Source organism: Rhodanobacter sp. DHB23 (assembly GCF_014842975.1).
Classification (GTDB): domain Bacteria; phylum Pseudomonadota; class Gammaproteobacteria; order Xanthomonadales; family Rhodanobacteraceae; genus Rhodanobacter_A.
On the sequence record NZ_JACYXK010000028.1, the window covers coordinates 577,681 to 594,089 of the forward strand.

At 69.4% G+C, this 16,409-nt stretch carries 15 protein-coding genes; 9 read left to right on the forward strand and 6 right to left on the reverse strand.

All coding sequences use genetic code 11. From position 1 onward, the window contains the following. Window positions 1–120: 120 nt before the first annotated feature. The gene (locus tag IHE47_RS14555; RefSeq protein WP_192107049.1) at window positions 121–2,553 is read left to right on the forward strand and encodes a DUF3772 domain-containing protein; all 2,433 of its coding nucleotides are present in this window, start codon (window positions 121–123) and stop codon (window positions 2,551–2,553) included. Window positions 2,554–2,762: 209 nt separating this feature from the next. Here the strand turns inward: IHE47_RS14555 and IHE47_RS14560 are convergent, their stop codons facing one another. From IHE47_RS14560 to IHE47_RS14570, 3 genes are all read right to left on the reverse strand, one after another. After that, entirely contained in the window at window positions 2,763–3,272 is a 510-nt protein-coding gene (locus IHE47_RS14560) for a DUF3761 domain-containing protein (RefSeq protein WP_192107051.1), read from the reverse strand. 212 nt (window positions 3,273–3,484) lie between these two features. Beyond that, window positions 3,485–5,134 carry an alpha/beta hydrolase-fold protein gene (locus IHE47_RS14565; RefSeq protein ID WP_192107053.1) on the reverse strand — a complete coding sequence of 550 codons (1,650 nt, stop codon included), beginning with the start codon at window positions 5,132–5,134 and terminating at the stop codon, window positions 3,485–3,487. A 141-nt stretch (window positions 5,135–5,275) separates the two neighbouring features. Continuing rightward, entirely contained in the window at window positions 5,276–6,934 is a 1,659-nt protein-coding gene (locus tag IHE47_RS14570) for a serine hydrolase (protein WP_192107055.1), read from the reverse strand. 125 nt (window positions 6,935–7,059) lie between these two features. On the opposite strand from IHE47_RS14570, the gene IHE47_RS14575 reads away from it, so the two are divergent. The 4 genes from IHE47_RS14575 to IHE47_RS14590 all read left to right on the forward strand — a co-directional run bounded on the left by IHE47_RS14575 (window position 7,060) and on the right by IHE47_RS14590 (window position 9,283). Then, window positions 7,060–7,839: a phosphatase PAP2 family protein gene (locus tag IHE47_RS14575; RefSeq protein WP_192107057.1), complete on the forward strand. Its 780-nt coding sequence runs from the start codon at window positions 7,060–7,062 to the stop codon at window positions 7,837–7,839. Window positions 7,840–7,888: 49 nt separating this feature from the next. After that, on the forward strand, window positions 7,889–8,302 hold the full coding sequence (locus IHE47_RS14580; protein WP_192107059.1) for a ribonuclease: 414 nt from the start codon (window positions 7,889–7,891) through the stop codon (window positions 8,300–8,302). Continuing rightward, window positions 8,299–8,763: a barstar family protein gene (locus IHE47_RS14585; RefSeq protein WP_192107061.1), complete on the forward strand. Its 465-nt coding sequence runs from the start codon at window positions 8,299–8,301 to the stop codon at window positions 8,761–8,763. Before IHE47_RS14580 ends, IHE47_RS14585 begins: the two co-directional genes overlap by 4 nt. A 274-nt stretch (window positions 8,764–9,037) precedes the next feature. Further along, window positions 9,038–9,283: an RNA-binding S4 domain-containing protein gene (locus IHE47_RS14590; protein WP_192107063.1), complete on the forward strand. Its 246-nt coding sequence runs from the start codon at window positions 9,038–9,040 to the stop codon at window positions 9,281–9,283. Here IHE47_RS14590 and IHE47_RS14595 read toward each other — a convergent pair. Then, entirely contained in the window at window positions 9,273–9,737 is a 465-nt protein-coding gene (locus IHE47_RS14595) for a nucleoside deaminase (protein WP_192107065.1), read from the reverse strand. The two genes, IHE47_RS14590 and IHE47_RS14595, sit on opposite strands and share 11 nt — an antisense overlap. Before the next feature lie 138 nt (window positions 9,738–9,875). On the opposite strand from IHE47_RS14595, the gene cynR reads away from it, so the two are divergent. Both cynR and IHE47_RS14605 read left to right on the forward strand, forming a co-directional pair. Continuing rightward, window positions 9,876–10,805: a transcriptional regulator CynR gene (gene cynR, locus IHE47_RS14600; RefSeq protein WP_192107067.1), complete on the forward strand. Its 930-nt coding sequence runs from the start codon at window positions 9,876–9,878 to the stop codon at window positions 10,803–10,805. 115 nt (window positions 10,806–10,920) lie between these two features. Then, window positions 10,921–12,111, forward strand: a complete 1,191-nt coding sequence (locus IHE47_RS14605) for an amidohydrolase family protein (protein ID WP_192107069.1) — start codon at window positions 10,921–10,923, stop codon at window positions 12,109–12,111. Between the two features lie 72 nt (window positions 12,112–12,183). Here the strand turns inward: IHE47_RS14605 and IHE47_RS14610 are convergent, their stop codons facing one another. Next, window positions 12,184–13,062: a LysR family transcriptional regulator gene (locus IHE47_RS14610; protein ID WP_192107071.1), complete on the reverse strand. Its 879-nt coding sequence runs from the start codon at window positions 13,060–13,062 to the stop codon at window positions 12,184–12,186. Between the two features lie 131 nt (window positions 13,063–13,193). Between IHE47_RS14610 and IHE47_RS14615 the strand changes: the two genes are divergently transcribed. After that, the gene (locus tag IHE47_RS14615) at window positions 13,194–14,645 is read left to right on the forward strand and encodes an amidohydrolase family protein (RefSeq protein ID WP_192107077.1); all 1,452 of its coding nucleotides are present in this window, start codon (window positions 13,194–13,196) and stop codon (window positions 14,643–14,645) included. Between the two features lie 154 nt (window positions 14,646–14,799). Here IHE47_RS14615 and IHE47_RS14620 read toward each other — a convergent pair whose 3' ends face one another. Beyond that, entirely contained in the window at window positions 14,800–15,618 is an 819-nt protein-coding gene (locus tag IHE47_RS14620) for an arylamine N-acetyltransferase (RefSeq protein ID WP_192107079.1), read from the reverse strand. A gap of 108 nt (window positions 15,619–15,726) precedes the next feature. On the opposite strand from IHE47_RS14620, the gene msrA reads away from it, so the two are divergent. Continuing rightward, window positions 15,727–16,407 carry a peptide-methionine (S)-S-oxide reductase MsrA gene (gene msrA / locus IHE47_RS14625; RefSeq protein ID WP_192107081.1) on the forward strand — a complete coding sequence of 227 codons (681 nt, stop codon included), beginning with the start codon at window positions 15,727–15,729 and terminating at the stop codon, window positions 16,405–16,407. Window positions 16,408–16,409 lie beyond the last annotated feature (2 nt).

The following is a 16,409-nucleotide window of genomic DNA, read 5'->3' on the forward strand; positions in this document are numbered from 1 at the left end:
AACCTGTCTGTGTCAACCAAGGAAACGCTCCATGCCGGCTGCGCACCGGCCTGAACGCCAGCACCGCACGCATGCCCCCGCCGGTTGACCCCCTGCGACGCGGCCCGGATCATTGCCGGGATGCCTACCCTGATCCGTCGCCTGCCGGCGCTGCCGGCCATCCTGCTGGCCCTGGCCCTCGTCGCTACCCCCGCCTGGGCGCGTGCCGATGCAGATGCCGCCGCGGCCACGCCCGCGCAAACCCTGCAGCAGCTGGGCGACCAGCTCGGCGCCGTGAAGTCCACGCTGGCGAATGCGCAGCAGGGCAAGCTCGACGGCGCCGCGCTGTCCGACCTGCGCACGCGCGCGACGCAGGTGCAGGACCAGGCGCAACAACTGTCCGACAGCCTCGCGCCGCAGATGAGCGCGCTGCAGGCGCAGCTCACCGTGCTGGGTCCGGCGCCCGCCAAGGGCGCGCCGCCGGAGGCGCCGGAGGTGGCCGCGCAGCGCCGCCAACTGGACAAGGCGCAGGCCGGCCTCAACGCGCAGATCGTGCAGGCGAAATCATTGAACCTCGACGCCGCGCAGGTGATGACGCAGATCAGCGGCCTGCGCAGCGACCAGTTCCAGGCGCGGCTGGCGGAGCGCACCGGCACGCCGCTGGGCCACCCGTTCTGGGCCGACCAGGTGCGCGCGCTGCCCGGCGACGCGACGCGCCTGCGCCGCTTCGCCGCGGACTGGGCCGAAGGCCTGGGCGACGCGTGGCAGCCGCCGAACCGCACGCCGCTGCTGCTGTGCCTGTGCGCCGCCGTGCTGCTGCTCGCCGGCGGCCGCTGGTCGCTGCAGCGGCTATGGCATTTCGTCGCCGCGCGCTGGCTGCCGGACGGCCACCTGCGCCGCAGCGCGACGGCGGCGGTGATGGCGTTGTCCACCACGCTTGTGATCGGGCTGGCGGCGAAGCTGGTGCACCTGGGCATCAACTGGAACGACACGCTGGACACCGATCTCGACACGCTGGCCACGTCGACGATGCGCGCCGTGATCTTCGCCTCGCTGATGGCCGGGCTGGGCAGTGCGCTGCTGTCGGCGCAGCGCGCGTCGTGGCGGCTGCTGCCGCTGTCCGACATCGCGGCGCGGCGGCTGCGGCGCTTCCCGTGGCTGCTGGGCGGTGCCGCGCTGTTCACCGGCGTCGTCGAGCGCATCACCCGCAGCATCGGTTCCAGCCTGCCGGCCACGGTGCTGCTGCACGCCCTGCTGGCCCTGCTGCTGAGCAGCCTGGTCGGCTCGCTGCTGCTGCGCCTGCGCCATGCGCGGCACGAGGCGGATTCGCAGGGCGATGCCCGCCCGCGCCGGCCGCTGTGGGTGGGCCTGCTGAGCTTTGCCGTCACGCTGGGCGTAGTGGTGTGCTGGCTCGCGGTGTTCACCGGCTTCATCGCGCTGGCCTTCTTCGTGGCCGTGCAGATGCTGTGGTCGGGGCTGGTGGTCGCCAGCCTGTACCTGCTGATGCAACTGGCGCGCGATCTGTTCGACACCTTGCTGTCGCCGCATGGCCGCAGCGGCCAGCACCTGCAGGCCGGCTTCGACATCTCGCCGGAAACGCTGGAGCAGGCCGCCACCGTGCTCACCGGCGTCAGCCGCGTGCTGCTGACGCTGGTGGCGCTGGCGCTGGTGCTGGCGCCGTTCGACGCCGGCCCGGACGAGCTGGCGCAGCGCCTGCAGCAGCTGTTCAACGGACTCCAGCTGGGCCAGTTGCCCATCAGCCTCGACACCATCCTGGGCGCCATCGTGGTGTTCGTGCTCGGCCTGGTGGCGTTGCGCGTGCTGAAGCGCTGGCTGCGGGACCAGTTGCTGCCCACCACCGGCATGGATGCGGGCATGCGCGAATCCGTGGTCACCCTGCTCGGCTACCTGGGTGGCGTGCTGGTGCTCGCGCTGACGCTGGTCGCCCTCAACGTGAACCTGCAGAGCATCGCCTGGATCGCCAGCGCGCTGTCGGTGGGCATCGGCTTCGGCCTGCAGCAGATCGTGTCCAACTTCTTCTGCGGCCTGATCCTGCTGGTGGAACGGCCGGTGAAGGTGGGCGACTGGGTGAGCCTGTCCAGCGACGTGGAGGGCGACATCCGCCGCATCAACGTGCGCGCCACCGAGATCCAGCTGGGCGACCGCTCCACCCTGATCGTGCCGAACTCGCAGCTGATCGCCCAGACCGTGCGCAACGTGACCCACGGCAGCGCGCAGGGCCGCGTGCGCATCATGCTGCCGATGCCGCTGGACACCGACGCGGACCGTGCGCGCCAGCTGATGCTGGACGCGCTGAAAGCGCACCAGGCCACGCTGGGCACTCCGCCGCCGGTGGTGCGGCTGGACAAGATCGACGCCAGCTCGATGACCTTCAGCATCACCTCCTACGTGCGCAGCCCGCGCGACGTGGCGGCGGTGAAGAGCGACGTGCTGTTCGACATCCTCGCCCGCCTGCGCGCGGCGAACTTGCCGCTGTCCACGCCGACGAGCATGGTGGTGCGCAACCTGGGACCGCTGGGCGAGGACAGCCCCGCGGCGCCGTCGTCGGAATAGCGCTTCGCTTGCTTGTCATCCCGGCGAAGGCCGGGATCCGGTTTCAATACGCCGTGCGAAGCGCTCAAAAGATTTTGTGTCCTGCGGACGCGGTACTTGCACTGGACCCCGGCCTTCGCCGGGATGACCAGCCAGAAATCGCCACCCGGACAAGACGAAGGCCGGCTTGCGCCGGCCTTCGCATTTCTCCCGGTGATGCAGCGCCAGGATTACGGCGTGCAGGCCTTGCCGTGCTCGGCGCGGTTGCCCTTGGCCTTGGCGTCGGCTTCGCTCATGTACTCGCCGTGCTTGGTCTTGCCGTACCACTTGTCGCCAGGGCAGTGGTAGACCTTGCTGCTGTCGTTGACCCACACCATGCCCGGGCCACCGCCCGGCGCGGCGGCGGCGGCCGGAGCGGCCGCGGATGCCTTCTTCGCCGGAGCCGCGGCTGCGGCCGGAGCGGCGGCAGGTGCGGCAGGTGCGGCGGCGGCAGGCGCAGCCGCCTTCGACGACGCGGCGCCGCCGGCGGCGTACCACTCCTTCACGCCCTTGTGGCCCTTGCAGGCGCCGCGCTTGGTGGCGGTGCTGGTGTAGCTGCCGTCCTTGCACTGGCCGGTGGAGCCGGCAGGCGCGGTGGCGGCAGGGGTTGCGGACGCAGCCGGTGCGGCGGACTGCGCGAACACCGCCGGCACGGCCAGCACGCAGCCGAACGCCATGGCGAACACGATCGATGCTTTCATCTTCAAACTCCCTCTTCCGCGATGGTTGCCCGATGGCGGCCGGCCCTGCCCTCGCCCCAGTGCGCCGTGCCGCTCGCCCGTCGCATGCAACGCCCCTGCAGGATGCTGCCGGTTGCATGCTTCGTGGCGTCCGGACGCGGGTAACTCCGCGTCGGTGGCGCCACTATGCCGTAAAACCATGTCGATGCGATGCGAAGCGCGCAGCGCATTCATCATCCATGTTGCGCCGGCGGCTTCAGCGTGGAATGCGGGCGTGCAACCTCGTACATCTGCCAGCTGATGTCCTTCAGCAGGCCCTGGCGGTCGTCGCCGATGCGGTACAGGTCGAAGTGGGTGCGGTCCGGGATGAAGCGGATGTCGGACTTCGCGTGCAGGCCGTCCAGCACCGTCTTGAGCCGGTGCGCGGCGCCGTCCAGGTAGAACGTGTCGGCCGTGCCCACGTAGAGGTGGATCCGGCCGTCGAGGTCGCCCGCAAGTTCCTGCCAGTGGTGCTGCAGGCGATAGGCGATGTCGTAGTGATCGCGCCAGTAGTCCACCACGGCCGCATCCACGTCGCCGCTGTCGCGGTCGAACATCGGCTGCGGCCGGCCGTCCTTGCCCTTGGGCGAGAACACCCACTCGAACGAGGCCATCTGGCCGCCGTACGGCCCCATCACGCGTTCGAGCCGGGCGAACTGCTCGAACGTCGCCAGCACCTTGCCGTGGTCACGCACCAGCGGGTACGGCGTGCCGTCGGCCTTGCGGTAGACGTTGGCGTGCGGCGCGTACAGGTCCACGCCGGTGAAGTCGTGGAAGTCGCTGGGATCGGGCGAGGTGGACCAGGTGCCGCCGAAGATCTTCGGATAGCGCGTCTGCAACCACAGCGTGGCCCAGCCGCCGGAGGAATGGCCCTGCAGGAAACGTCCGCTGGACTTCGCGTCCATGCGGTAGGTCTTCTCCAGCTGCGGGATCAGCTCGGTGGTGAGCGCCACGCCCCACGGGCCGTTGTTCACCGAGTCGGCGAACTCGGTGGTGCCGGTGGGACTGGACTGGTCGAGGAATACCCAGATCATCGGCGGCATCTGCTTTTCCGCGGTGGCGCCGTAGACCATCGCGGCACTGCCCGCCAGCGTGTCCGCGTCGCCGCCGTAGCCATGCGTGTAGTACACCGTGGGATAGGTCGCCTTGGCCTTAACGTCATAGCCCGGCGGCAGCATCACCCAGCCGCGCAGGTGGATGGGCCGGCCCCAGAACGCGCTCAGCGCGGGGCTGACGAAGTCGATGGCCTGCGTGTGCTGGCGCGCCTCGTCGAAATGCTTGAGCGTGGTCTCGCTGAGGTAGCGCTTCGGAATGTCCCACGCCTTGCGCTCGGGCAAGACATCCGTCAGCGCCAGGTCGGGCATGGCCGCCGCCGGCAGGTGCAACTTCACCACCTTGCTCGCCAGGTCGCCGCCGTCGCGGCCGTGGTAGTTGTAGTCGTGGTGCACGTCGAGCACGGCCTGCACGTAGTAATCGCCCGCCGGCAGCCGCGACCAGGCCTGCGGGAAGGCGATCTCGTCGGCGTCGACGTCCACCGCCTGGCCCGGCGCCAGCCGGCCCACCTCGCGCGCGGCCACCGCCGTCTGGGTGGGGAAGAACGGGCTGGTGTCCACCTCCTCCACCTTGCCGTCGCCGCCATGCTCCTTCGCCGCCGCCTCGGCGTCCTTCGCGGCGATGGCGAACAGCAGCAGGCGGCCGGATACCGGCTGCGCCGCTGCCCCGCCCAGTTGCACACGGAAGAAACTCTGGGCCGGCGCGCTCGGCGCGGTGTCGCGTGCGAGCGTGGCGACGGAGAACAGCAGGCCGCAACCGAACAGCGCGGCAACTACGGGACGATTACGCATGGTGATCCCCTTCTGGTTGACGGTTTGTCGCCCCTCTCCAGCTTGCGGGAGAGGGGTCGGGGGAGAGGGCGGACAGATTTGCGAAATCCAAAGCCCCTCTCCCCAACCCCTCTCCCACAAGTGGGAGAGGGGCTTCAAGGCTCAATCCTGTTTTTCGGCGACTTTCACCGGCACCGGCCGCAGGTCCTGGAAGTCGAAGCTGAAGTCGGTGAGCGGCGAGACCGGCTGCATGCGCATCTCGCGCACGTGGCCGTCGTCGTCCAGCGCGAAGTTGACGAAGGCGTCGGCGTCGAGCGAGCGGTCGTCCCAGCGCACGATGAAGGTGTCGTGCTGCCACGGCGTCATCGTGCCGACCAGTTGCTTCGTCTTGCTGAAGCGCAGGCGCAGCTTGCCGCCCTCGTCGCCGACCACGATGTCGCCGTACCACGGGTCGCGGTAGGTGCCGGCGTAGCCGGACAGCGGCAGCGAAGGCTTGCTGTCCTTGTCGCGCGCGGCTTCGTGCTTCGCCCAGCTCTTGTCGGCATTCGCTTCGCCTTTCTTGACCGCCTTGTCGTACACCGCCACCCAGTCGGTCTTGTGCGCGGCATCCAGGTACGCGTCGAGCACGCGGTAGGTGATGGCGTTGAACGCGGCGCCGGACTGCTGGTTGGTGAGCACCACCACGCCGAGGTCCTGCCCGGGTACCAGGGTGAGGCGCGAGACGAAACCCGGCCAGCCGCCGGTGTGCCACACCAGCTTGCTGCCCTGGTAGTCGCTGAGGAACCAGCCCTCGCCGTAGCCGGAGAACTGCGGGGTCAGCGGCGCCAGCTCGGGAATCGGCGGCTTGCCGATCGGGATCGGCGTGAGCATGGTCCACATCTCTCGGTGGCTCTTCTCCGAGAACAGCCGCTTGCCGTCCGGCAGCCTGCCGCCGGCGAGCTGCACGTTCATCCACTTGGCGAGGTCGTCGACGCTGGCGTAGATGCCGCCCGCGCCCGGGTCGTTGAGCCAGGCCATCGGCGGCACCGGCTTGATGTCCTTGAAGTTGTAGGGCGCATGGCCGGTGGCCGCGTCCATGCCGGGCTTCAGGTAGGTCATGTCCACCAGCGTCCCGCCCATGCCCACCGGCCGGAAGATGTGCTGGCGGATGAAGTCGGCGTAGCGCTGGCCGGACACCTTCTCGATCACCAGCGTGGCCACCGCGAACAGGATGTTGTCGTAGGCGTAGTGGCCGCGGAAGCTGTTCTGGATCGGCACGTCGGCGAGGCGCTTCACCACATCAGCCGTGGTGTAGCTGGTCGGCGGCCAGTACAGCAGGTCGCCCGCGCCGAGGCTGAGGCCGCTGCGGTGCGCCAGCAGGTCGCGGATGCGCATCTCGTGCGTCACGTAGGGGTCGGACATGCGGAACCCGGGCAGGTAGTCGATCACCCGGCCGTCCATGTCCAGCTTGCCTTCGTCGGCCAGCATCTGCAGCGCCGCGGCGGTGAACGCCTTGGTGTTGGAGGCGATCGCGAACAGCGTGTCCGCGTCCACCCGGTCCGGCTTGCCCAGTTCGCGCACGCCGTAGCCCCTGGCCAGCACCACCTTGCCGTCCTTGACGATGGCCACCGCGATGCCGGGCACCTTGAAGGTCTTCAGGGTATCGGCCATGTAGGCGTCGAAGTCCTGCAGTTGCGCCGGCAACACGACCGGCGCGTCGGCCGGCACGGGCGACGATGCGGACACCGCCTGCTCGGGTGCGGTCTGCGCCACCGTCGCCGTGGCGAAGGCAAGCAGCGCGGCGCACAGCGCCGGACGCAGGGGATGGGGACGCTGTGGCATCGCGGGCTCCGGGAACATGAATCGCGCCACTATCACGGCAAATCCGCGGCAAGGCCAGCGCTGGAAGTCATGCCGGCCATGCGGCAATCTTTCCGTTTCGTTACACGCGGACGCAACGAGTCTTCATGGAATCCCTGTTCTCCTGGATCGGCCAGCACGTCCTGCTGCTGTGGGCCATCGTGCTGATCCTCGCCCTGCTCGCCGGCGACCGGCTCTGGTACCTCGCGCGCCGCCGCAGGCTGGCCGCCACCGGCAGGAACGACTACCTCGCACTGCAGCCGCACACCGCCGCGACCCTGCTGGCGCTGTTCGGCACACTGTTTGTCCTGCTGTGCTGGGCGGTATGGACGCATACCGCCCTGGTCCGCTTCGACGCCGCGCTGGCGCAGGCGCTGCACGAGCAGCTCCGGCCCGACGTGCTGGGCGTGGTTGCACTCGTCACCGGCATCGGCCAACCCGCGCTGCTGATGGTCGCCGCGGCGGCAGTGGCACTGCTGCTGGCACTGGGACGCGACTGGCGCTCGTTCGTGCCATGGTGCGTGGCGCTGGGCGGCACCGCGGCCTGCGGCGAAGCCGCGAAGCAGTTCGTGAAACGCGCCCGCCCGTTCGGCGGCCACGCCTTCGTGGCGGAGACCGGTTACAGCTTTCCCAGCGGCCACGCCATGATGAGCATGGCGTTCTTCGGCATGCTGGCCTATCTGCTGCTGCACCGCCTCCCGCCCCGGCGCCACCGCGCCACCGTCGCCATCGCCGTGGCGCTGGTCGCCAGCGTGGGCATCAGCCGCGTGGTGCTGCAGGCGCATTACCTCAGCGACGTGCTGGCCGGCTATGCCCTGGGCGCGTTCTGGCTGGTGCTGGGCATCGCGCTGGCCGAACGGCTGCGACATGACGCGCGGGCACGCTAGGCACACTTGCTAGACTGGCTCCCCGCCCGACTGCCGATAATTGATGCGCATGCGCTCCTGGAAGCCGCTGCTCACGCTTGCGATCGTCCTCCTCGCCATCCTGTGGAACCGGTTCGCGGCCACGCCGCCATCGTCCGTTCCGGTTTCCGCACCGGCTTCCGCGGCGAACGCCGGTACCTCTGCCGTCCTGCCCGCCTTCCTACCGCCCGAAGCGCGCGACACGCTGGTGCTGATCGCGCGCGACGGCCCGTTCCCGCACGACCAGGACGGCGTGGTGTTCGGCAATTACGAGCACCTGCTGCCCGAACAGCCGCGCGGCTACTACCACGAGTACACGGTGGAAACGCCCGGCGCGCGCACGCGTGGCATGCGGCGCATCATCACTGGCGGTACACCGCCCGCGGTGTACTACTACACGGACGACCACTACCGCAGCTTCCGCCAGTTCACGGTGCCCCGATGAACAGCGCGCATCCGCTCGACCCCGACCTCACCCGCCCCAGCCAGAATGGCGTGTATTTCGTGGACGATGGCGACCTCGCCCGGTTCGCCGCCGCGGCCAGCCGCGACGAGCTTGCCGTATGCCGCACCGACCTCGCAGGCTGCGCCGACAAGGCCGGGTTGCTGCAACGCCTCGCCGCCTCGCTGTCGCTGCCCGCCGACTTCGGCCACAACTGGGACGCTCTGGCCGACTGCCTGCGCGACCTCGGCTGGCTGCCGGGCTGGGGACACGTGCTGCTGTTCGCGCATGCAGGCGACCTGCAACGCGATGCCGTGCAGGATTTCGACGTGCTGCTGGGCATGCTCGACGACGCCGCCACCTTCGCGCAGGACGCGGACCGCCCGTTCTTCGCGTTTCTTGCCTGTGCGTTCGTCCATGTGGGTGGAAGCCAGGCGGGTGGCCATCCATGGCCGCACTCCTGAATACTTGTGCGTTCATCCCTGGACGCGAAAATCAAACGGGCAGCCATCCATGGTTGCACTCCTGGATACTAGTGCGTCCATCCCTGGACGCGAAAATCAAGCGGGCAGCCATCCATGGCTGCACTCCTGGATACTAGTGCGTCCATCCCTGGACGCGAAAATCAAACGGGCAGCCATCCATGGCTGCACTCCTGGATACTAGTGCGTCCATCCCTGGACGCGAAAATCAAACGGGCAGCCATCCATGGCTGCACTCTTCAAAGAGCGATCACGCATGGGCAAGCATCTCCATCACTTCGAACTCGACCGCGACTACGTCAAGCTCGACAACCTGCTCAAGCTGGTGGGCCTGTGCGACAGCGGTGGCGCCGGCAAGCACCTGGTCGCCAGCGGCGCGGTGACGGTGGACGGCGTGCAGGAGCTGCGCAAGACCTGCAAGGTCCACGCGGGCCAGCTGGTGCGCGTCGGCGACGAGGAAATCCTCGTGCTGGCCGATCCGCGCCAGCCCGTCATGCGTTGAGTTCGCGCCAGCGCCGGTACACCGCGATCGCGCCATCGTCCTTCCGCTGCACCATGGGCAGGCGCCGTTCGGCCACCGGCCTGGCGTATTCGGCGTAGAAAGTGTCCAGCTCGAAGTACTTGCGGTCATCGCGGTAGAACGGCGCGTAGTCCTCGCGGGTGGTGACGTAGATCACCTGGCGCGGGCTGCAGTAGTACAGCGAGCCCAGGCACATCGGGCAGGGGCTGGCCAGGATGTAGATGTCGCAGTCGTCGAGGTGTTCCGTGCCCAGCTTCCGGCAGGCCTCGCGGATCGCCAGGATCTCCGCATGTGCGGTCGGGTCCCTGGTCTGGGCCACCTGGTTCGGGCTTTCGGCGAGCACTTCGCCGTTGCGGACGATCACGGTGGCGAAGGGGCGGCCGCCCTCTTCCACGTTCTTCATGGCCAGGGCGATGGTGCGCTTCACGAAATCCATGGGTTCCTCGTTTGCATGCGTCGGAATGGATGCCCGTGCGGATGCTCGGGCCACCGGCACAGGGTAGGCACCCGCATCCATAATGCAAAAGACTCATTTGCTATGCTTGCGATCGTCCCTGCTTATGGTTGAAACGCCATGCTCCTGCGCCACATCAGGTACTTCCTGGCGGTCGCCGAGCACGGCAGCTTCACCCGCGCCGCGGCGGCGCTGCATGTCTCGCAGCCGGCACTGTCGCAGCAGATCCGGCAACTGGAGGAAACCCTGGGCGCAGCGCTGTTCGACCGCAGCGGCCGCAGCACGCGCCTGACCGACGCCGGCACGGCCTACCTGCAGCACGCGCGCCGGGCCCTGCTGGACCTCGAAGCGGGCCGCCGCGCCCTGCACGACGTGCGCGACCTGAGCCGAGGCACGCTGCGCCTTGGCGTGATGCCCACGCTGGCTTCCTACCTGGTCGGCCCGCTGGCCGCAGCCTTCCACCGCAGCCACCCGGGCATCGCCCTGGACATCCATGAAATGCCCCAGGAACGGATCGAGGCCCTGCTACTCGACGACCGGCTCGACGTGGGCATCGCCTTCGACCGGGCCGGCTCTCCCGAGGTAGCCTCCGAGGCGTTGCTGACGGAAACACTCGCCCTGGTGGTCGGGCGGGAACACCCGGGCGCGGGCAGGCGTTCCACGGCACTGCAGGCGCTCGAACGCGAATCCCTGGCGCTGCTTTCCGGTGAGTTCGCCACGCGCAGGCAGATCGACCTCTGCTGCCGCCGGCATGGCCTGCGCCCGCACGTGGCGATCGAGGCCAACGCCGTCGACGCGCTGCTGGAAATCGTGCGGCGCACGCACCTCGCCACCTTGCTGCCCACCGCCGTGGCCTGCGGCGACGACCTCCACGCCATCGCCCTGCGTCCCGCCCTGCTCGAACGGACGGTGGTGCTGCTGCAGCGGAACGGTGCCTACCAGGCCGCAGCTGCGCGGGCCTTCGTCGAGCTGGCCCGGGCCTGGACGCACGGGAAGCGGAAGGCGAACGGCCCCCGGGCTCGCGCGGCAAGTCATTCACAAGATCACTGAAGCCCATCCAATCATTTAATTTGTAAATGACTTATCCATCCCGATAGGGTGAAGGACATCCCTGCAACCGTGGTCGCCGCATCCGCCGGACGCCGTGCGACCCATCGGAGTCCCCATGTTCGACCGACTGTTCGAGAACGCCGTGGATCTCCACGGCAACATGCTGTGCCTGGCCGTCCGCGACGGACGCTTTGCCGGCCTCGCCGCGACCGGGGACGCCTTCGCCGCCGCCGAGACGATCGACCTGGGCGGGCGCCTGGTGCTGCCCGGCTTCGTCGACGGCCACATCCACCTCGACAAGAGCTTCGTGGGCGACCGCTGGCAACCGCATCTCCCGGCGGCCAGCCTGCGCGAGCGGCTGGCCAACGAGAAGCGCCAGCTGGCCCGGGCGCGCCCCATGGTGGAACGTGCCGGCGCGTTGATCGCGCAGGCCGCCGCCTTCGGCACGATCGCCATGCGCTGCCACGTCGACGTGGACGCCAGTACCGGCCTGTCCCATCTCCACGCGGTGCTGGAAGCGCGCGAGCAGTGGCGCGACATCGTGGACATCGAGATCGTCGCCTTTCCGCAGGCGGGCGTCGTCTCCTGCCCCGGCACCGCGGACATGCTGGAAGCCGCCGTGCGGGAAGGCGCCGCGGTGGTCGGCGGCATCGATCCCGGCACGTTCGACGGCGACACCGAGGCCCAGCTCGACGTGGTCTTCGGCATCGCCGAGCGGCATGGCAGCAAGGTCGACATCCACCTGCACGAACCGGGTGCGCAGGGCGTCGAGCAACTGCTGCGCATCGCCCGGCGCACCAAGGCGTTGGGAATGGAAGGACGCGTGGCCGTCAGCCACGCCTATTCGCTGGGCGAGGTACCGCCCGAGGTCGTCGACCGCGCCGCGCACGCGCTGGCCCACGCCGGCGTCGCCATCATGACCAACGCACCCGGCGACCACTCCTTCCCGCCCGTGCTGCGGCTGCGCGAAGCTGGCGTGCGCGTGTTCGCCGGCAACGACAACATCCGCGACGCCTGGTGGCCCTACGGCAACGGCGACATGCTGCAGCGGGCGATGCTGGTCGGCTACCGCTCAGGCTTCTACACGGACGAACACCTGCACGTCGCGCTGGACATGGTCACCTACGCCGGCGCCGGCGCCATCGGCAAGGGCGGCTACGGACTGGCGATCGGCAACGAGGCCACCTTCGTGGTGCTCGACGCCCCCAACGGCGCCGCAGCCGTGGCGGGCGCCCCGGCCGAACGCGTCGTCGTGCGGCGTGGCGAATACGAAGGACAACCGTTCGCCCCGGCCTCCCCGGCGTAGGCGCGGCTTCAGCCGCGATGCCCCTGGCTGGGCGCCTGGAAATCCTGGAGGGCATCGCGGCTGAAGCCGTGCCTACCTCCGGTGGCGCGCCAGCATGCGGGACAGCTCGTCCGCCAGCTCCCGCGTGAGCGGGTCCGCCATCGGCCGGTGCAGCAGGGCGATGTCCATCGCGTCGATCGTGGGCAGACCCTGCCGCTTCGTCAGCACCCGGTGCTCCGCGGTGGCCGCACGGGCGGGGATCAGGCTGATGCCCAGCCCGCCGGCCACCGCCGCCTGCACGCCGAACAGGCTGGAACTGGTGAAGCTGATCCGCCAGTCGCGCCCCTGCCCCTCAACCACCTTGATCATCTCGTCGCGATACAGCCCGCGCGGCGGGAAGGTCACCAGCGGCAGGGGATCCAGGCCGATCGCGGGATGCCTGGCGCTGTCGATCCAGACCAGCGTCTCGGGCCAGCGGGCCACGGCCTCGCGGCTGTTGCGCCGCTGCTTGACCAGCACCAGGTCCAGCTCGCCGTGGTCGTAGGCCTGGGCCAGGTCCCGGCTCAGGCCCGTGGTCACCTCGAGCTTGACCTGCGGATGCCTGCGGTTGAAGCCGGCCAGCAGGCGCGTGGTGCGCCCGGCGATGAAGTCCTCGGGCACGCCCAGGCGTACCGTGACCGACGCCGTTCCCGCCAGTGCATCGAGCATCTCGTCGTTGAGCGCCAGCATGCGCCGCGCATAGGCCAGCAGCTTCTCGCCCTGGTCCGTCGGCCGCACGTCGCGCTTGCCGCGCACCAGCAGCGCGTGGCCCGCCATGTCCTCCAGCCGGCGCACCTGCTGGCTCACCGTCGATTGCGTCGAGTGCAGCCGCGCCGATGCCGCGGTGAAGCTCCCGCAATCGGCCACCGCCTGCAGCGCACGCAGCAGGTCGAGATCGAACAGCAGCCTATTCGATTTTCCACTGGAACTCATTTGAATATTTACCTTATCAATGGATGCGGCAGCTTCTAGCATGACCCCTTCCCAGGGACAACGCCCACCCGCGCGACCGCCGCACGACCGCGTCCGCGCCCGAACAGAAGTCCGACGAGGCAAACCCGAGCATGATGCATCCCCTTTCCTGCGCGATGGCCGCGCTGTTCGCCATCGCACCCGCGGCATTCGCCGCCACGTCCGGCGGCGACGTGATGATCCGCCACGCGACGGTGGTCGACGTCGAACACGCCAGGACCGTGGCCGACCAGGCCATCGTGCTGCGTGGCGAGGACATCGTCGCGGTCGGCGCGGACGACGACATCGCCAGGGCCTGGCAGGCCAGGCTCACGGTGGACGGCAAGGGCCGCTACCTGATCCCCGGGCTGTGGGACATGCACGTGCATTTCGGCGGTGGCCCCGACCTGGTCGAGGAGAACAAGGCCCTGCTTCCGCTTTACGTCGTGCATGGCATCACCACCATCCGCGACTGTTCCGGCGACCTGCCGCAACAGGTGCTCGCCTGGCGCGGGCAGATCGCCGAAGGCAAGCTGTTCGGCCCGCAGCTGTTCAGCTCCGGCGCCAAGCTGGAGGGCATCCACCCGGTCTGGAAGGGCACCATCGAGGTCGGCAGCCGGGCCGACGTGGACGCCGCCTTCGTCCGCCTGCAGCAGGACAAGGTGGACTTCGTGAAGATCACCGACAGCACGATCGACCCGCAGCTGTTCCTCTACGCGGTCGAGCGCGCCAGGAGCCTCGGCCTGCGCTCCTCGGGACACATCCCCATGGCGCTCACCGTCGAGCAGGCGTTGGATGCCGGCATAAGTTCGATCGAGCACATCGACTACGCCTACAAGGCCGGCGTGAAGGACGAGGCCGCCATCGTCGCCGACCTCGCGGCCGGACGGATCACCCGCGCCGAAGCCAACCGCCGCCTCGACCAGGGCTTCGACCGCGCCACCGCGATGGCGGCCTACCGGCGCATCGCCAGGCAGGGCGTGTTCGTCACGCCGACCCTCAACGGCGGCCGCATCATCGACTTCCTGGACGTCGACGACCACGCCCACGACCCCTACCTCGCCTACATCGGCCCCAAGCTGCGCAAGACCTACGAATGGCGGATCGAACGCGCGAACAAGGCCGACGCCCGGGCCATCACAGCGCGGCACGCGCATTTCGAGCGCCTGGCGGCCGTGCTGCCGATGCTGCAGCAGGCCGGCGTGACGATCATGGCGGGCACCGACGCGGGCTTCCTCAACTCGTTCGACTACCCCGGCATCGGCCTGCACCAGGAGCTGGGCCTGTTCGTCGAGAAAGGCCTCACGCCGGCCCAGGCGCTGGCCTCGGCGACCCGCGCCGGCCCGGCCTGGTTCGGCAGGCTCGACCGCTACGGCGGCGTCGCGGCGGGCAAGGCCGCCGACCTGGTCCTGCTGAAGCGCAACCCGCTCGAGGACATCGGCGCCACGCGCGACATCGACACGGTGATCATGCGCGGGCAGGTCTACGACCGCGCCGCGCTGGACGGCATGCTGGCGAAGACCAGGGCGCAGGTGGCGGCCTGGAATGCGGAGGCCGCGAAGTAATTCCCTGCCCTCGCCTGTTTCCCGCGCAGGAGCGCACCCTGTGCGCGAATGCACCGGTGTCTCGATCGAAGCCGAAAGCATTCGCACACGAGGCGCGCTCCTACACCGGCCGCATGGGCTCGAGGCTCCCTGCGGAAAGGTCGCAGACAGGCGCTCAGGCGGCAGGCAGGGCCGCCAGCTTTAGCTCCAGCACCGCATCGTCGGGCACGCGCAGCAGGAACTCCTGCTGCAGCACCCGGCGGATCTCCGCCGTGTCGCGCAGGCTGCGCCGCTCCGGCTCGGCGCCTGGCCGGCGCACGGTGAATTCGCGGTCGCGCAGGGTCAGCCGGCGATCGCGCACGGTGCGCGCCACGATCAGGTGCTGCACGAAGTTCGACGCCGGGTACGTGGAAACGTAGTGGTTGGCCACCACGTAGTCGATGAATCCGCGCGGTTCCAGGTCGAAGCGGTACAGCGTCAGCCAGTTGCCGTGCACGCAGGCCTGCATGCGCCATTCGCCACCCTGCTCCAGCAGCCGGAACGGCTCCAGCCCGGTGGGCTGCACCACGTCGGGCTCGAGGCGCAGGGCGCCGGCGAGGTTCATGCTGCCGAAGCCCACGTCGGTCAGCCAGCTCTCGCCGTTCGCCTCCACCCGGAGCAGCATGTGGGTCTGTGCGGTGACCGCGTCCTCCGGCTGGTTCCACAGCACGCGCGCGATCAAGCCATGCACCGTGTAGCCGATCGCGCGCAGCGCGGCGGCGAACAGCAGGTTCTGTTCGAAGCAGTAGCCACCGCGCCCCTCGTGCAGCAGCTTGCGTTCCAGCGCGCCGGGTTCCAGTTGCACCGGCACGCCGCGCAACGGGTCGAGGTTCTCGAACGGGATCGCCGCCGCATGCGCCGCCGCCAGCGCGCGCAGTGTCGTCAGATCGGGCGTCGGCGCATCGCGGTAGCCGATGCGCCGCAGGTAGGCGTCCAGGTCGATCGCGTCGGACATGCAGGGATTCCCGGTGGAGGAGGCCACGGTAGCAGCGGGCACGGCGCAGGGGTAACCGGGCAAGCCCCGCCGGCGAATAACGGGTGAACCCAACCCGCGAGGCCGGTCATGACCACCCGACGCCATCCCCACCGCCTGCTGCCCGTCGCGCTCGCCCTCGGCCTGCTCGGCGCCTGCACCTTGCCGCCTGCCGCCGCAGCCGCCACGAAACTGCCGGCGCCGCTGCTGGATGCGCCTCCCACCAGTACGCACGGCGAACAGGTCGCGGTATTCGCCGGCGGCTGCTTCTGGGGCGTGCAGGCGGTGTTCGAACACGTCAGGGGCGTGCGCAGGACCTGGGCCGGCTACAGCGGCGGCAGCGCCGCCAGCGCGCATTACGACCGGGTCAGCGAAGGCGATACCGGCCATGCCGAATCGGTGAAGGTGCTGTTCGACCCGGCCCAGGTCAGCTACGGCCAGTTGCTGCAGGTGTTCTTCTCGGTGGCGACCGATCCCACCGAGCTCGACCGGCAGGGGCCGGACAGCGGGACGCAGTACCGCTCGGTGATCTTCTATGCCACTCCCGAGCAGCAGCGCATCGCCGGCGCCTACCTCGCCCAGCTCGGCAGGGCCCGGGTCTACGCCGCGCCCATCGTCACCCAGCTGGTGCCGCTGCGCGCCTTCTACCCCGCCGAGGGCTGGCACCAGGACTACGCCAGCCAGCATCCGGACGATCCCTATATCGCGATCAACGATGCGCCCAAGCTCGCCAGCCTCAGGCAATGGTTCCCGGCCTTGTATACCAGGTAGCC

What these genes read in the sequence shown, in the direction of transcription:
- IHE47_RS14590 (WP_192107063.1), top strand. Translation starts at nt 9,038, where the DNA reads ATGGGCAAGCATCTCCATCACTTCGAACTCGACCGCGACTACGTCAAG.
- IHE47_RS14610 (WP_192107071.1), bottom strand. Translation starts at nt 13,062, where the DNA reads ATGAGTTCCAGTGGAAAATCGAATAGGCTGCTGTTCGATCTCGACCTG.
- IHE47_RS14575 (WP_192107057.1), top strand. Translation starts at nt 7,060, where the DNA reads ATGGAATCCCTGTTCTCCTGGATCGGCCAGCACGTCCTGCTGCTGTGG.
- IHE47_RS14595 (WP_192107065.1), bottom strand. Translation starts at nt 9,737, where the DNA reads ATGGATTTCGTGAAGCGCACCATCGCCCTGGCCATGAAGAACGTGGAA.
- IHE47_RS14620 (WP_192107079.1), bottom strand. Translation starts at nt 15,618, where the DNA reads ATGTCCGACGCGATCGACCTGGACGCCTACCTGCGGCGCATCGGCTAC.
- IHE47_RS14605 (WP_192107069.1), top strand. Translation starts at nt 10,921, where the DNA reads ATGTTCGACCGACTGTTCGAGAACGCCGTGGATCTCCACGGCAACATG.
- IHE47_RS14560 (WP_192107051.1), bottom strand. Translation starts at nt 3,272, where the DNA reads ATGAAAGCATCGATCGTGTTCGCCATGGCGTTCGGCTGCGTGCTGGCC.
- IHE47_RS14570 (WP_192107055.1), bottom strand. Translation starts at nt 6,934, where the DNA reads ATGCCACAGCGTCCCCATCCCCTGCGTCCGGCGCTGTGCGCCGCGCTG.
- IHE47_RS14565 (WP_192107053.1), bottom strand. Translation starts at nt 5,134, where the DNA reads ATGCGTAATCGTCCCGTAGTTGCCGCGCTGTTCGGTTGCGGCCTGCTG.
- cynR (WP_192107067.1), top strand. Translation starts at nt 9,876, where the DNA reads ATGCTCCTGCGCCACATCAGGTACTTCCTGGCGGTCGCCGAGCACGGC.
- IHE47_RS14615 (WP_192107077.1), top strand. Translation starts at nt 13,194, where the DNA reads ATGATGCATCCCCTTTCCTGCGCGATGGCCGCGCTGTTCGCCATCGCA.
- IHE47_RS14555 (WP_192107049.1), top strand. Translation starts at nt 121, where the DNA reads ATGCCTACCCTGATCCGTCGCCTGCCGGCGCTGCCGGCCATCCTGCTG.
- IHE47_RS14580 (WP_192107059.1), top strand. Translation starts at nt 7,889, where the DNA reads ATGCGCTCCTGGAAGCCGCTGCTCACGCTTGCGATCGTCCTCCTCGCC.
- msrA (WP_192107081.1), top strand. Translation starts at nt 15,727, where the DNA reads ATGACCACCCGACGCCATCCCCACCGCCTGCTGCCCGTCGCGCTCGCC.
- IHE47_RS14585 (WP_192107061.1), top strand. Translation starts at nt 8,299, where the DNA reads ATGAACAGCGCGCATCCGCTCGACCCCGACCTCACCCGCCCCAGCCAG.